The organism is Rhizobium sp. P40RR-XXII (assembly GCF_012641405.1).
Taxonomy (GTDB): domain Bacteria; phylum Pseudomonadota; class Alphaproteobacteria; order Rhizobiales; family Rhizobiaceae; genus Rhizobium.
Genome location: NZ_JABAII010000009.1, coordinates 106,320 through 120,506 on the forward strand (window position 1 = coordinate 106,320; position 14,187 = coordinate 120,506).

Here is a 14,187-nt window from a genome sequence, read left to right on the forward strand (position 1 = left end):
AGTATCAAACTCTATAAACGAACCATTTCGCCATGAGATGATCGATAGAAAACTTTCCCGGACCCCAGGCCATAAGCGAGAACGCCATCGCAGCCCAGGTGATATGGATCGGCCACCCATCCGGCACGGTGAGTTCGACGATGAGCGTCATAAACAGCAGGCCAGACGCAGCGAAACGGGTAGCTAGGCCGAGAACCAGCAGGATCGGAAAAGTGATCTCCGCCGAACCGGAGAGGAAGGCCGTAGTCACCGGTGCCGGGTAGGGATATGGGCCGCCGGGCAGATGCAGCATGAATTCATCGGTAAAGAGGGTGACAGCCGTGTCGTTCAGTTGCAAGAATCCGTCCCATTTCAGAATGCCCGACTTCCAGAAGGGTACGGCGAGGGCGACACGCATAACGGCTTGAACGAGCGCCGGCTGCGCGATTATACGAACCAGGTTTTGCGCCATCTCGACGAGCGTCACGACCGGCTGTAACCGCGCTTTGATGGAGGATTGCTGTGTGGTGGTCGATATCATCATAAGTCTCCAAGAGTGATGGCCGAAAACACGCCGGCTTCGATCATGCCCGCGACACTGACCGCGATATCGAAGGATGGGCAGACGTCGATGGCCTTGGCGGCGGCGATGCCCAAAGGCTCGCCGGAAATGAGGAAGATCAGGAATTCCGCGCCGCCGGGAGGAAGGTGTCGCACGATCACCTCCATATCCGGCCGCGTGATGAGTGTGTCTTCCGGTTCGTTTGCCTCGATCGGCCCGACGAGATCATCACTGCGGTTGGCGGCAAAGATTGTCAGCGCCCGATAGTGCGAGCGAACGATCCTTGTCGCCGGATGAGCTGTAAAAACCAGTTCGGCGAGACGCTCCGGCGGTACGGATCCGAGTGCGTCGGCAGCAAGCATGTGGACATCCGGCGCATGGTAAGCGTCCAGCCAAGCCCGCTCGATCCTCGCAACGTCCGCCAGCCAAGGCAACGACCGGGCGTATTCGTAACGTTCGATGAAAGCTGGAAAACCGCGGCCATATTCGAAGAGTAGAGGTGACGTCGGCGGACTCTCGCGCAAATGATAGCGCGCCATAGCCCGAAAGAATTCGACACCGGTCAGGCGCTGGACAGCAGGGTAAATCCCTGAAAGCGCGTCGATCAGGCTGACGGTAACGTTGTTGCGATAAACATTGTAGCGCTTCACCGCTCCCTTGCCGTTCGGGCCGACGACGCCTAGGGGTGTCTCTGCGTCCGGGTTCGTCAAGGCCGGCGCGAAATCCGCAGCATAGCCTAGAGGTTGTGTTCGTTCGAACGTGGTTTCAAGCTGCTGCATGGCTTCGATCCGGCAAGGCGATGGAGACGTCACGGTCGAGGATAGCCTGTGCAGCGAGCGCCTCGGCGCGCAACACCGGCCAGTCCGGAATATCGTTGTCCCATTCGACAAGCGTCGGGATTGGACCGCAACGAGCAACCACGATCTCATAAAGCTTCCAGACGGCATCCGCGACCGGTCCGTCATGGCTGTCGATCAGGAGCAGATCGCCCTCGTCGTCGGCTTGTTCGGCATGCCCGGCAAGATGGATCTCGCCGACTGCGGCGAGCGGAAAATCCGAAAGATAATCTAATGCCGAATAACCATGATTGGTCGCCGAGACGAAGACATTGTTGACGTCAAGGAGAAGACCGCATCCGGTGCGCCGGGCGATCGAGTGGATGAAATCGGTCTCACTCATCGTCGATTGGCGGAACGTCACATAGGTGGAAGGATTCTCCAGGAGGATCGGGCGTCCGATGGTTTCCTGCACCTGTTCAATGTGTTCACAAACCCGCGCCAAGCTCTCCGGGGTATAAGGCAGAGGAAGGAGGTCATTGAGAAATGTCGTCTGATGCGTCGACCAGGCCAGATGTTCCGACACCAAGGCCGGTTCGTAGCGATCAACGAGAGATTTGAAGCGGTCAAGATGTGCTTTGTCGAGTGGCTGAGGTCCACCGATAGACATGCAGACGCCGTGAAGCGACACCGGATTGTCCCGGCGGATCTGCTCGAGCATCCGCAGTGGCGGCCCGCCTGCACCCATGTAGTTTTCGGCGTGAACTTCGAAGAAACCACGATGCGGCCCTTCTTCGGTGATCGCGGCGAAATGTTCGTGCTTGAAGCTGGTCCCTGCCAAACCTGCGATCGGATAGGGTGGAAAGCGGAGAGGATGTGCCTCTGGCGGTGACGAAATTACGACACTGTATGTCTGCTGCATTTGTTCTTCTCCGCTTCCAATTTGTTGCGGCTCTCGCGAATTAAATCGCCTTCAACGAGCCGTGCTTACCGTTTGGCAACTTGATCGACGTGCAGGTGCCCCCTTGAACGAACTTCCAGGAATTGCCCTGGAAATCGACCGTAGACGTACCCTGGCAGGTCGTTCCCGGACCGGCAGCGCAATCGTTCTGGCCCTTAAGGGCCACGCCGAAGCATTTTTCCTTATGAGCAGCAACTGCAGCGGTGGCCTCAGCCTTGGTGAGCGGAGCGGCACTGACGATTGAAGCAAGGGCAGTGGTAACGGCGCCGGCGAGCACAACGGATGAAATCGCGGTTTTAACGGACATGAAATTCTCCTGTTTGGTAGACGCTCTTTTTGAACGCATCAGGAGTTCGCAAACGTTCGATCTTTCGTTACGTGTCCCTCGGTCACATGTTTGTGATGAGCTACGTTGAACGATCCTGTCCACGAGGTCCGCGAAATTAATAAGCATGTCACGGCCATGGTCGCGACCGCTCGTGAGCAATCAACTGGCCTGCAGGAAATCGACAGCGCCGTGGGGCTTTAGACCCGGTAATTCAAGACAACGAAACCATGGTTCGACCGACCACAGAGGCAAGCCGCAACCTTGCCCAAGAAGCCGAAAGCGTTAAGGACTTTCTCGCTCAATTCTCTCTCGACTGATGCCACGTATGCGCGAGAAGGCAAAAAACCGGCGTGCGGCTTGATAAGGAAGCGCGGTCCTTTACCAGCGCAAAAAGCGCCTGCCCGCAACATATCCGACCGCGGTCACGATTAACGTCGCCAGGGGGTACCAGATCACGACGAACAAGGGGCTGTCGTCAAAACAATTCGAGGCGTAAAGGGTGGCCGCTATTCCCACCGAAATCAGGCCGGCCAACGCACCGGCGAGGCCTGGATGTTCGGGCGCACCTTGACGCATGGCGACGAACAGCAAAAATCCAGGTAACAATGATAGTGCCGGAATAATGGTGAGGCAGTGCAGCGCGTTGTGCCCGACCAGCTTGTCGAGCCATAATTGCGACGGCGTCACGCTCAGCTCCATGGCGGTTGCCGCCAAGAGCAGGACTGGTGCTGCCAGCAAGACCCATCGGCGGGCGCCCGGATCCCTGCCGGGTCGAACGGTTGCGCCCAAAAGCGAAACTGCAGTCGCTAGCAAGGTTAGCGTCACCACGAATTTGAAGATGAACCGGACCGTCTCGACAGCCTGTGCAATGTCGTGTCGAAAGCCAATGGTTGCAAAGAATGCCATTGCAGCAAGCACGGCGCCGCCCAACACCGCGCCCGCCAGGAGCAGAGACAAATTGACAGGCCGCCGCGTGTCTTGCGCCATCAAGGTAATCAGGTCTTCTGTTTTCACGCCGTCACTTCCCAACACGCCAATCCGATCACGCAGAACGAACTCGCAAACATCCATAAACGCACATTTGGTGTTCAAACAGCAGAACATCAACGGCATCGGGCAATCCACCTCTCATCATGTCCCTCGAAACCGCCTCCGCGATCCGGTCTCGTCCGTGGCCAGTATTGACACATCAGAGACCTGCGGTGCCGTCGCGATCTTCGAAGAACATGCCTTTCGCTGAGGAAAGCATCCGCGGTGACGCCCTATATTGACGATTTGCCGTGAATGGCATTCAAAAATTCGATAGCGATTGCTTGTTTGTGTCTTTGTTCATAGGCCTCTGCCGGATCAAATCAGTCAGTTTCAATGGTTGTTCACACGTCGGCCCGCGAGGGGCGAAGCGCGACTTCCCGCTTTGCTTATTGCCACGCCTGCGTTGTACGCAGACGGGCGACAAACATCAAATGCAGGCGCGTGGGCAGGAGCGAATTCGAACCAGGTCAAAAAATCGAGCGGGTCGACAAGATCAGGCCTGTGATAGAGTTGGCGTAATGGCCGCAGCAGCGGTCGCCGTAGAATGGATCGGACGGCGTTGATACGCCATTGTCCGTCTCCGGCCGCACTAAAAACGGAAGGTATTCGCATTCGCAGAACCTACCAGCGAAGGAGACGACACCCGGCCAGGGCACCTGCGGCCGTAACAACGCAAATGGCAATCGGATACCAAAGCAGGACAAAGAGCGGGCTGTCGTCGTTGCAGTTAGCAGCGTAAAACGTTGCCGCGATGCCGGCGGACGCCAAGCCCGCAACTGCGCCAGCGAATGCAGGCTTTGCTGGAGCTCCATGGCGCAACGCGAGCAGAAAGCATGCTAAAGGCCCGATCGAAAGCAACGGGATAATCGTCAGACATAACCTCGAATTATGTCCGATCATGCGTATACCCCAAGTCTCAGGCGGCATGACCGACAACTCGAAGACCGCTGCGCCGATCGCAAGAGCCAGGGGGACCAGCAAACTCCATGCCACCGATTGCCAGGGAACGCCTGGCTTGCCAATCCGGAACATGACCAATCCACCGCTAGTCGCCAGCGAAATGGTGATTACGAACTTGAACAGAAAACGCCCGGTGCCCATCGCGTTGTCGATGTCAGGGCGGAAACCGATGGCTGAAAAAAAGCCGATCGCTGCAATCAGGATCGCGGCAATTATTGCCTGCTGAAGCATATGGTCGAGATTGGAGCGAACCTGTGCATCTTGCGCAATCAGCATAATGAGATTGTCGGTCTTCATTTCATTTGCTCCGAATAGAGCACTGACAACGCTTTTAACGCGCGATGGAGCGACACGCGCACTGCTACCTCCGTCATCTTCAGACGCTCCGCCGTCTCGCGGACGCTCGAGCCCTCGATTGATATCGATTGCACGATCGTCCGCTGGGGATCCTTCAGACGCCCTAGAATCTGCGCGACGTCCATCCGGTCGCCGGCATCCATCCGCTCCTCGCTTTCGAGTATGGCGATCACATCATCCAACGGAACGCTGGCTTGTCGCCCTCTCCGACGAAGGCTGTCGATCAACTTGTTGCGCACCAGAGCGGCCATCCATGGGCCAAGCGGCCGGGCCGGATCCCATGTGCCTCGCTTGAGGTGTATTGCCAGCAATACTTCCTGAACCACGTCTTCCGCCTCGCTCGCCGACGCGCCATACCGTTCGCACCGTCTGCGGGCCATCGTACGGAGATGGGGCGTGACCGCTGTGAGCAGCTTATGGTAGGCCCGTCCGTCGCCCGCGATTGCGGATCGCATCCAGGAGGCCCATTCATCTTCGCGCGTCGAGTTGTTCATTCGACATACCCGTTTTCGGAAAGCAGGCAGGATTCGTTACAGGAGATGTCAGAATTTTTTCGCTGTTGAGATAAAGTTGTGGGCGGGAGATCTCGTCTGGTGCGGCATTCAATCATGATCGAGCGGCTTCCAATTGCTTTGTCGCATTGGGTTCGAGCAGCGCGAAGACGGGCTGGATCAGCCCCTCTAGCAATTCCTTTTCAGGCCGGGTACGCGCAAGAACCCGGATGCCAAGCAGGCTTCCCAGTAGCGTGCGCGCGAGATTGGTCGCGGGGTGCCGGTTACCGATGCTTCCGTCCTCCTGCCCCCTCTGAATGCAGCGCAGGAAAAATCCCTCGACCTGGACGAGGACGTCCGCGACCACCCGTTGAAACTCGGCGTCGTGCGGCGCGACTTCGAGGGCGGAATTGACAAGCATACAGCCCTTCCGCTTGGAATCGCTCAGGGATCGTTCGATGATCTCGGAAAAAAAAGCGTCGATCGCCAGGCGGGGGGACTTCGTTTCGAACCGCCCGACGCGATCGACAAAACTCCGCTCCACATAGAAATCAAGTGCCCGTCGATAAACGGCCCGCTTATCCCCGAACGCGTTGTAGACGCTGGCGGTCGTGAGCCCCATGGCCTCGGCAAGGTCTCGGATCGATGTCGCTTCGTACCCCCGTTCCCAGAATTGCTCCACTGCCAACTCCAGCACTTTTTCTTCATCGAACTCTCTTGGCCGGGCCATGCATCGTCTCTCGGAAAATTGATTACGCCAGCAGCATAGCCGCGAACTTTCGGAGATACATTTTATAACGATTGATTTAAAACGCAATCATGCTCCGATCACGGATGCGCGTTTCCGATGGGCTTGCGGCCCAAAATTCACAAGGTTAAGCGGTGATGGTTCTGGAGCAGGAGTTCGCTGACTTTAACGCAAAATTCGAGGCGGGGGCATCTGCCGGTGCCGCGGCGTTTCTGAATGCAAAGATCGATGAGCTGACGGCGGTCTTTCCGTTCGATCGCGTCCTGAAGCCCGGTGATCTCGCTCCTGAATTCGCCCTCCCCGGCGCCACCGGCGAGACGATCTCGTTACTGGAGACGCTCGCCGGCGGCCCAGTGGTCTTGTCCTTCTACTGTGGTGCCTGGTGTCCCTATTGTAATATTCAGCTCGCAGCCTACGAACGGGCGCTTCCGGCGATCTCTGAAGCAGGTGGATACCTTATTGCCATTTCGCCACAGAAGCCGGACGGGTCCTTGATCATGGCGCAAAAGAATAATTTGACATTCGAAGTGCTCAGCGACGCCGGAAATGTGGTCGCGAGGAAGTTCGGGCTCGTCTACAAACTATCTGACGACCTCGTGTTGGACTTTCCGTCGTTCGGCGTCGATCTCACCGCCATCAACGGCGATAACAGCTGGGAGCTGCCGATAGCCGCGACGTTCGTGATCGGTCGCAACGGCCGTGTGCGGCTTGCCAACCCTGAAACAGATCAGCGCAAGCGACTGTCTCCGGAGGCGATCGTTGACGCATTGGTGGCGGCTGGCGTGTGAGCCGAAACTGCATCCAAAGAGGAAGCGAGACGAAGAGCATGAATCTCGAAGAAAAGCGTGTTCTGATCACGGGTGGCTCGAGTGGCATCGGCTTGGCGATCGCGCGGGCCATGCTGGCAAAAGGCGCGAGGGTTGTTGTCACGGGCCGCAACGGCAAGCGGCTGGCGGAGGCGGTCGGGAGCCTCCAAACGGGCGGTTTGCCCGCTACAGGGTTCGTGGCGGATGTAGCGACGCAACAAGGTCGGGCTCTGACCCTGCAGGAGGCAACGGAAATCCTCGGTGGACTTGATGTGCTGGTGAACAACGCCGGCGGCGTTCGGGCCGGGCGTCTGGAAAACATGGCCGAGGAGGAAATAAGGACGATGGTCGAGGTTGATCTCGTCGCGCCGATCCTGCTGACGCAGGCCGCTCTTCCGCATTTGCGTGCGTCAGGCGATGGACTTATCGTCAATGTGACTTCCGGAATCGCTCTCGTGGGCGCGCCGTTCTATACGACCTATGCCGCCGCGAAAGCGGGGCTCTCAAGATTCGGCGAGGCTTTACGGCGAGAATTGAAAGGCGAAGGGATCCACGTTCTGACACTCTATCCCGGCGCAACCGATACGCCGATGATGGGAACCTCCAGAGCCGGGTCGGAGCTTGGCTTCACGCGAGAACCGGCGAGCGCCGTCGCCGATGCCCTGATCGATGGCATCGAGGCAAACGTCTTCGAGGTGATCCGCGGAGGGGAAGCGCGCGCAAAGATGATTGCCGCCAATCGCGACGATCCGGCGACAATCGATGAACGCTTTATGACGATGAAACCCGCGCTCGAAGAGGCGGTCAGCGACCACTTTGCACTCTAGAAGAGGAGACGACCATGACCAAAGTAGCTCTGTTTGTGCAGCTGAAGGCTAAAGCTGGAAAGGAAGAGGAGGTCGGCGCGTTTCTGAAAGGCGCGCAGGCGCTCCTTCCGCAGGAGCCGCTGACCGTTGCGTGGTTTGCGGTTCGCTTTGACGCCTCGACATTCGGTATATTCGACGCTTTCGAAGCCGAAGAGGGACGCCAGGCACATCTCAACGGGCAGATCGCAGCTGCCCTCATGGCAAGGTATGACGACCTATTCGAAGGTCCGCTCGACATCAAGCAGCCTCAAGTCCTTGCCGACCGATTACCCGGCTGAGACGCTCGCTGCGAAGCCGGGTGCCCGCCCGGCTTGGTATCGTGGGGACGCGGGGTCGATCAACGACGCGGGAAGGCACCATCGAGAAAGGCCATCACATGCTTCCAGTTTTCGGAGGCACCCTGTGGATCTTTGTCGATCCTAAGCGTCGATGATCCGTGGACGCCGTTGTGCGGAACATATTGAACCGCTCTATGATCCGGTACAGCCCGCGCCAGCGCTTTCGCGCTCAAAATCTCATCATTGTCCGGCGCGGACGTGATGAAAACCGGAATGGAGAGCTTTGCGGCTTCTTTCTCGATGGAATGGCCCGATATGTATTCGCCCGGCGAAAATGCAAGCAATGCCTTTACCTCGGGATGCCTTGCAGCAGCGACGAACACCAATGCCGAGGAATAACTTGATCCCCAGAGAGCAATGGGACCGGAATGTTGCGCATTGCCATAGGCTATGGCTGCCTCCAGATCCGGCAAAGCGTCCGCGTATCCGGCGCCAGCCTTTATTTTGGCTGCGGTCTGATTGACACTGCCCCAAAGATCGCCACCAGAGCGCTGGTCGATCGCAAGCGTGGCGAACCCCGCCCTATTGAGAACAGGCGCCAGGGGTGCATACTCCTGTCTGTTGGACCCTGCCATATGGAACAGCAGGATGGTAGCCCTCGGCTTACCCTCGGGGCGCTGGAATTCGCCATATATTTTCACACCATCCTTCGCATTGAAGGAGACTGGTTCGGCGAAGGCTAGCATGGCCAACGCGGCACAGATCGCTGTCGTCGTGCCCAGAACGATGGATCGGAACGGAATCATGGTCTCTCCCATAGAAAATCGTGATGACCCAACACATACGCAGGCGGTGGCCCAGTCGTTACGATGGAGCCAATCACTGTTTTGTCATCGCGATTTGACGGATCACGAAGATGTGACGCTGTAACTTTATCGCTGGCTCGAGCGAACTCCCTTTAGTCCGCCCGGATTGCCTGGTGCGGCCTCGGTTAGGAGCATCACCATGGATAAACCCGGCAGGATCGGCGGATCGATCCTCATGTCCTTGTTAACGGCCGTTGCGGCAACTCCGGTTGCGGCGGCTGACTTGCAGCCGAAAGTCGTCGAACTCTTCACCAGCCAGGGCTGTTCGTCTTGTCCTCCAGCAAACGCCAACCTCATCAAGATGAGCAACCGGAAGGATGTGCTCGCTTTGAGCTTCTCGGTAACCTACTGGGATTACCTCGGATGGAAAGATACTTACGGGAAGCCTGAATTTACCGAGCGTCAAGTGACCTACGAGCCCGCCTTGAAACAAACCGGACCTTTTACGCCGCAGATGGTCGTCAACGGTGCGTCCACGGTGGTCGGAAATGATCTGTCCGAAGTTGAAAAACTTCTTGCCCAAGCAGCTCCTCTGAAAGGCCCGGCTCTGGCGTTCAGCGGAGACCACATCGAAATCGGTGCGGGCGCTGAACACGCAAATGCCGACGTCTGGCTGGTGCGATATGATCCCCAGGTCGAGGCCGTGCCGATCGCGCGAGGAGAAAACGGCGGAGCAACATTGCAGCATACGCACGTGGTCCGTCGACTGGATCGGTTGGGCACATGGGATGGCAGCAAGACCTCATTCTCCCTGCCTAACAAGGTCGCGGGATTGAAAACCGCGGTACTCGTACAGCGCCCCGAAGGTGGCCCGATCCTGTCGGCGATCACTGACTGACGGAGTGACCAGACACACTCGAAAGCCCGGCCGCCGGAACAGAAAAAGAGCGAGCGACCGGCCGGGCGACTTAGTGGGAGTATCATGGCTCGCTAGGGGCGCGTGCCTCCAGCTTTATCTCAGATTTCGTGTCGACATTGGAGGCGATTGCAAACAGCTCCTCCACCGTGATCGTGACCTTCTGACGATCTGGCGCGCCAAGCCCGTAGAAGCTGACCACGCGGTCTCGGCAATCTCTTTCCTTGGATCGCAATGGATGCCGGCTGATTGATATCGGCGAAAACGTCATCCGTTGGTTGGGAAAGGCTCAGATTGTCGGCAAGGCTAAATCCTCAGTTTCCGATCCGGCAATCCCTGCGTCGCTTATGCTGTGGGTGGATAATTCGACGGAAAGAGAGCTCTTCTCGTTTCCTCGTCGTTTACCCGCTTGAATGCATGATCCTTTCCCACCGCGCGAGCGCGGGCGACCGCTGGACGCGCGTCGACTGTGCCAAAGAGGCGTTTCAGGTTCGGATATGTCGCAAAAGGATCTTCCGTCCCCTTAAGCACCCTCGACGCCCGGTCCAGCCATCCCCAAGCCGACATGTCGGCAATCGTATATCCACTACCGACCAAAAAGGACCGTCCTTCCAGATGGTCATTCAACACCTGATAGTGGCGTTCCGCCTCACGCCGATAGCGGTTGACCGCATAGTCGAGCCCTTCTGGTGCGGAATGCTGGAAATGCACCGCCTGACCGGAAAAGGGCCCGAGGCCAGTCGCTAGAAACATCAGCCAGGAGAGCAGTTCTGGCCGGTCTTCCGGCGAACCCAAAAACTGACCGGTCTTCTCAGCGAGGTAAATAAGGATTGCCGTCGAATCAAAAACCCGGGTCTCATTGCCACTAGGTCCGTCTGTATCGATAATCGCCGGCACCTTGCCGTTGGGATTGATCGACCGGAAAGCCGGCTGATGCTGCTCTCCCTTGCTGGTATCGACGGGCACCGTCTCGTAAGCCAGCCCCGCCTCTTCAAGAAAGAGCGCGACTTTAGCGGGATTGGGTGTGGGATGAAAATAAAAGCGGATCACTTGCGTCTCCTGTGTTTGTCACTCTTTATGCGCCGCGTTCGATCTATCTTCGCCACCGCACGGTCGGCTGCCTCATCAAAAGGGCTTGGCGATCGCTAGCCAGTCGACCGCCGCAAAGGCCAGAAGGATTGCAATTGGCGCCCTCCGGTAGAGCGCGATTGATCGTCGGCTCTGGAGAAACCGCTTCAAGGCCGATCCTTGGAAAAGGTGCATGCCGGTTAGAAACGCAGCGGGAACCAACTTGAGCAAGAGCCAGGATGAACTGGTCCAACCCGCACCGAATGCCATCGTCAAACCTGCCATCCAAACCACCGCGAGTGCCGGCGTCGTTACCAGGCCGTCCCACCGCAGAAGGTATTCGCCGAGTCGCCGGGCGGCCATGTCGCCCGGCATGATCGCGAGGATCCGCAGTGCAAATGCCATGGCAAGCATTCCGCTGATGAGGAGAACGACGGCAAAGACATGAACCGCTTTCACATAGAGATACATTAGGCGTCATGCCCCCGGGCTTTCAAAGATGTGCGGAATTTCCGCCAGCGAGCGCACGGTTAAATCCGCAGTGTAATTCAAGGTCTCGGCCCGACCGCGCAGAAGATCGAATAGAGCGCGCTCGTCGACCCGCCGGCGCATGGCCTTATCGCGATCTCCCGAACGCGCGACACGAATAACCGTGAACCCAAAACTCTTCGCCCCGCAAATATCGAAGCCGTTCGAAGACACGAAGACGACCTCGTTGGGCCTTACGCCGAACGTCTCACCGACCAAGGCATAGGCGTCTGGAGCCGGCTTGAACGCTTGTTTGGTGTCGACGCTTAGCACGCGATCGAAACACTGATCGAACCCGGAGAATTTTACAAGTTCGGCAAGCATCGCGGGACTACCGTTCGACAATATTGCGCGCTTGTGCGCAATCAGCCCATCGAGACAATGTCGCGCGTCATCATAAGGCCGCAGGTGGAAATAGGCAGCGGCTATGCACTCGACACGATGTGCCGTCGCGTCCAGATGGAGCGAACGAAGCGTATAATCGAGAGCACGCTTCGTCAGAACCCAGAAGTCCTCGTACTTGCCCATCATCGACGTGAGCCATGTGTATTCCAGCTGTTTCATTCGCCAGACGGCGGTGATTAGGCTCCCGTAGCCCGGAAACGCGGCCTCTACCGTTTGCTCAACCGATCCGATGTCGTAAAGCGTACCATATGCGTCGAAGACGAATGCCTTGATCCCTTGTCGCACCGATTTCCCTCTCACGAAAATGAGTTTGAAACGCTATCAGCCAGTGCGCGGCGCCGCCATCACGATCAGGCTGTTACGGTCATGACCGACAACGACCTTGAATGTCGAACCCTGCACGACTGAGATCGGCGCTGGAAATGGATGCAGGACCTGCAGCCATCCACCGTCTGAATAGTCGTCTGGATGGTTGGTGAATTCGATTCCTTCTGCAAGATCGATCTTCAGCCATTGCACGATGCCGGCGGCCATTCCGTTCGATGTGACGGGAATGTCGATGACGCGATATTCCCCGGCGTGAATCGGGACGGTTAGGTCGATGGTCTGCAAATCAATATCGTGCGACAGACGCTTCCATTCGGTCATCGTTCCGTGGATTGGAAGCTTATTCGGCGCGAGCGATGAAAAAGCGGAGACGTCAAAGCCAGAAACTTCGTCGACAAATGCGTATTTGCTTAAAATCTCGCTTTCTACGAGGCAACCGACCGCGGTCGCGCCTCGCGGAATGATAATCGCATCCGCGTTGATCAACCGCTTATGTGCATCCTCGAAGGTCTCGACAACATCCTCTGCGAGAAGATCACTCGACAGGATTTCCGATACGAGGATGTCGGCCCGGCAGTCCATATCCCTGCCGACAACAAGTTCGGAAGAACTTTTGTTGACCACGACGACGCGATCGGAAAGGCCATTTTGCTCTACAACTTTTCTGGCCGTTTCGGCGATAATCGGGACAACCTCACAGGTGACGACGTGCTTTGCCCCTGCTCTCGCCGCCATCATCGACAGCAGCCCACTGCCGGTCCCGATATCAAGAATTTGCGCATCCGGTCCCCGATCGGCGATCGCTTTGGCAATAGCCGCTTCGAACGCATCGTTCCGGGGAGCATCGTTCAGCATCGGAATATGCCAGAACGGCACGATGCGGGACGTCAAGCGACGAAGCTGGTGTTGCGCCAAGACGTTGCTCGGTTGATGTTGCACCAGGGCGCGGAACTTCTCCAGAGCATCATGTTGGCGATTGGCTTGGGTAAGCGCGACCGCGAGATTGTTGAGTGCGAGCATATTATCCGGGGAGCCCAGCGTTGCAGCTTCAAAACAGCTCACTGCCTCAGCGGCCTGCCCCACTTTCAGGTGAAGAGCGCCTTTTTCGAGAAGCGCGACCGGGTGGTCGGGACGAATCCGCAACAGGTCGTTCCAATATGCAATCGCGGCCTCGTACTTTCCACGCGCGCCTACCACCCCCGCAAGCAATGGTAAGATGTCCGGGATCCGGTAGCTTTGCTTCAACACTTCGACATAATACTGCTCCGCAGGTCCGAGATCGCCGGAGGCGTGGAATTTCATAGCTTCATTCAGGAATTCACGCGCCTTTGAGAAGTCCTGTTGCAAAGGTTCTGCCGTCATCAAATGTCCCCCAGCGACTAGATCGATCCTCGTGCATCTTCGCTGGCAGAACTAGTTTCGTTACAGTCGCTCGCAGAAATAATCGGAATTCGTCGCCTTCCCTGCGCCCGGACCGTCGCTCCGCCGTCCGCACACGCCTTCATGATTTCGAACCACAATCCCATTCTCTGAATTATCAAGAGATCATCTCCGTGAATTGCGCCTATCCGGCCGCTCCCGAAGGATATCTGAACCTCTCTAACACGCTGGCCAAGAGCAAGCTTGCAGCACCGACCCGCGAACGCATCGCGCTTGTCGTCGCACAGATCAAGGGTTACGACTATTGCCTTTCAGCCCATCACTACCTCGGCAAGAACCTTGCCAAGCTCGACGAAGCCGAAAACGCTGCCAACCCAAATGGTGCTTCGAACCATCCCGGGACCGATACGGCGGGGCGCTTTGCCACTGAGGTGGCACGCGAGCGCCGCCATGTCGAGGACCTCTCTGCATAGACGTGGCGCCGGCTACAGTGATGGCGAGATTATCGAAATCCTCCTTCATGTCGCTTTGAACATCTGGACGAATTATCTCAACGAAATCGCCAAGACCAATATTGATTCCCAGCACGTGACGACGAAGCCATGGCCTCCCG

Annotated in this window: 19 protein-coding genes; 5 read left to right on the forward strand and 14 right to left on the reverse strand. The window is 57.4% G+C overall.

Annotated elements, in window-relative coordinates:
• Positions 1–4 precede the first annotated feature (4 nt).
• From HGP16_RS18875 to HGP16_RS18915, 8 genes are all read right to left on the reverse strand, one after another.
• Positions 5–520, reverse strand: coding sequence for a DoxX family protein (locus HGP16_RS18875; protein WP_168841543.1), 516 nt, complete (start codon positions 518–520; stop codon positions 5–7).
• Positions 520–1,320 carry a DNA-binding domain-containing protein gene (locus HGP16_RS18880; protein ID WP_168841544.1) on the reverse strand — a complete coding sequence of 267 codons (801 nt, stop codon included), beginning with the start codon at positions 1,318–1,320 and terminating at the stop codon, positions 520–522. The genes HGP16_RS18875 and HGP16_RS18880 overlap by 1 nt, the downstream gene beginning before the upstream one ends.
• Positions 1,307–2,239 (reverse strand): DUF692 domain-containing protein, encoded by a 933-nt coding sequence (locus HGP16_RS18885; protein ID WP_168841545.1) that lies wholly within the window; start codon positions 2,237–2,239, stop codon positions 1,307–1,309. The genes HGP16_RS18880 and HGP16_RS18885 overlap by 14 nt, the downstream gene beginning before the upstream one ends.
• Before the next feature lie 40 nt (positions 2,240–2,279).
• On the reverse strand, positions 2,280–2,585 hold the full coding sequence (locus HGP16_RS18890; RefSeq protein WP_168841546.1) for a DUF2282 domain-containing protein: 306 nt from the start codon (positions 2,583–2,585) through the stop codon (positions 2,280–2,282).
• Positions 2,586–2,984: 399 nt separating this feature from the next.
• The gene (locus HGP16_RS18895; protein WP_246705562.1) at positions 2,985–3,719 is read right to left on the reverse strand and encodes an NrsF family protein; all 735 of its coding nucleotides are present in this window, start codon (positions 3,717–3,719) and stop codon (positions 2,985–2,987) included.
• A gap of 540 nt (positions 3,720–4,259) precedes the next feature.
• Positions 4,260–4,895 carry an NrsF family protein gene (locus tag HGP16_RS18905; RefSeq protein ID WP_168841547.1) on the reverse strand — a complete coding sequence of 212 codons (636 nt, stop codon included), beginning with the start codon at positions 4,893–4,895 and terminating at the stop codon, positions 4,260–4,262.
• Positions 4,892–5,449, reverse strand: coding sequence for a sigma-70 family RNA polymerase sigma factor (locus HGP16_RS18910; protein ID WP_168841548.1), 558 nt, complete (start codon positions 5,447–5,449; stop codon positions 4,892–4,894). The genes HGP16_RS18905 and HGP16_RS18910 overlap by 4 nt, the downstream gene beginning before the upstream one ends.
• 112 nt (positions 5,450–5,561) lie before the next feature.
• Positions 5,562–6,176, reverse strand: a complete 615-nt coding sequence (locus tag HGP16_RS18915; RefSeq protein WP_168841549.1) for a TetR/AcrR family transcriptional regulator — start codon at positions 6,174–6,176, stop codon at positions 5,562–5,564.
• Between the two features lie 155 nt (positions 6,177–6,331).
• Here HGP16_RS18915 and HGP16_RS18920 point away from each other — a divergent pair, with 155 nt between their 5' ends.
• Genes HGP16_RS18920 through HGP16_RS18930 form a run of 3 tightly spaced genes read left to right on the forward strand, consistent with a single transcriptional unit; the run spans position 6,332 to position 8,144 of the window.
• On the forward strand, positions 6,332–6,982 hold the full coding sequence (locus HGP16_RS18920) for a peroxiredoxin-like family protein (protein ID WP_168841550.1): 651 nt from the start codon (positions 6,332–6,334) through the stop codon (positions 6,980–6,982).
• A gap of 38 nt (positions 6,983–7,020) precedes the next feature.
• A complete protein-coding gene (locus tag HGP16_RS18925; RefSeq protein ID WP_168841551.1) occupies positions 7,021–7,827 on the forward strand; it encodes an SDR family NAD(P)-dependent oxidoreductase in 807 nt (268 codons plus the stop codon).
• Between the two features lie 14 nt (positions 7,828–7,841).
• Positions 7,842–8,144 (forward strand): putative quinol monooxygenase, encoded by a 303-nt coding sequence (locus HGP16_RS18930; protein ID WP_168841552.1) that lies wholly within the window; start codon positions 7,842–7,844, stop codon positions 8,142–8,144.
• A 59-nt stretch (positions 8,145–8,203) separates the two neighbouring features.
• Here the strand turns inward: HGP16_RS18930 and HGP16_RS18935 are convergent, their stop codons facing one another.
• Positions 8,204–8,950, reverse strand: coding sequence for an alpha/beta hydrolase (locus tag HGP16_RS18935; RefSeq protein WP_205927533.1), 747 nt, complete (start codon positions 8,948–8,950; stop codon positions 8,204–8,206).
• 199 nt (positions 8,951–9,149) lie between these two features.
• On the opposite strand from HGP16_RS18935, the gene HGP16_RS18940 reads away from it, so the two are divergent.
• A complete protein-coding gene (locus HGP16_RS18940) occupies positions 9,150–9,848 on the forward strand; it encodes a thioredoxin family protein (protein WP_168841553.1) in 699 nt (232 codons plus the stop codon).
• An 82-nt stretch (positions 9,849–9,930) separates the two neighbouring features.
• Here the strand turns inward: HGP16_RS18940 and HGP16_RS18945 are convergent, their stop codons facing one another.
• The 5 genes from HGP16_RS18945 to HGP16_RS18965 all read right to left on the reverse strand — a co-directional run bounded on the left by HGP16_RS18945 (position 9,931) and on the right by HGP16_RS18965 (position 13,556).
• The gene (locus HGP16_RS18945; RefSeq protein WP_168841554.1) at positions 9,931–10,068 is read right to left on the reverse strand and encodes a hypothetical protein; all 138 of its coding nucleotides are present in this window, start codon (positions 10,066–10,068) and stop codon (positions 9,931–9,933) included.
• 143 nt (positions 10,069–10,211) lie between these two features.
• The gene (locus HGP16_RS18950; protein WP_168841555.1) at positions 10,212–10,916 is read right to left on the reverse strand and encodes a glutathione S-transferase family protein; all 705 of its coding nucleotides are present in this window, start codon (positions 10,914–10,916) and stop codon (positions 10,212–10,214) included.
• A 75-nt stretch (positions 10,917–10,991) separates the two neighbouring features.
• Positions 10,992–11,405 carry a CopD family protein gene (locus HGP16_RS18955; RefSeq protein ID WP_168841556.1) on the reverse strand — a complete coding sequence of 138 codons (414 nt, stop codon included), beginning with the start codon at positions 11,403–11,405 and terminating at the stop codon, positions 10,992–10,994.
• A 6-nt stretch (positions 11,406–11,411) separates the two neighbouring features.
• Positions 11,412–12,152 carry a haloacid dehalogenase type II gene (locus HGP16_RS18960; RefSeq protein WP_312867322.1) on the reverse strand — a complete coding sequence of 247 codons (741 nt, stop codon included), beginning with the start codon at positions 12,150–12,152 and terminating at the stop codon, positions 11,412–11,414.
• Between the two features lie 36 nt (positions 12,153–12,188).
• A complete protein-coding gene (locus HGP16_RS18965) occupies positions 12,189–13,556 on the reverse strand; it encodes a 50S ribosomal protein L11 methyltransferase (protein WP_168841557.1) in 1,368 nt (455 codons plus the stop codon).
• A gap of 191 nt (positions 13,557–13,747) precedes the next feature.
• On the opposite strand from HGP16_RS18965, the gene HGP16_RS34560 reads away from it, so the two are divergent.
• Positions 13,748–14,047: a carboxymuconolactone decarboxylase family protein gene (locus tag HGP16_RS34560; protein ID WP_312867323.1), complete on the forward strand. Its 300-nt coding sequence runs from the start codon at positions 13,748–13,750 to the stop codon at positions 14,045–14,047.
• Positions 14,048–14,187 lie beyond the last annotated feature (140 nt).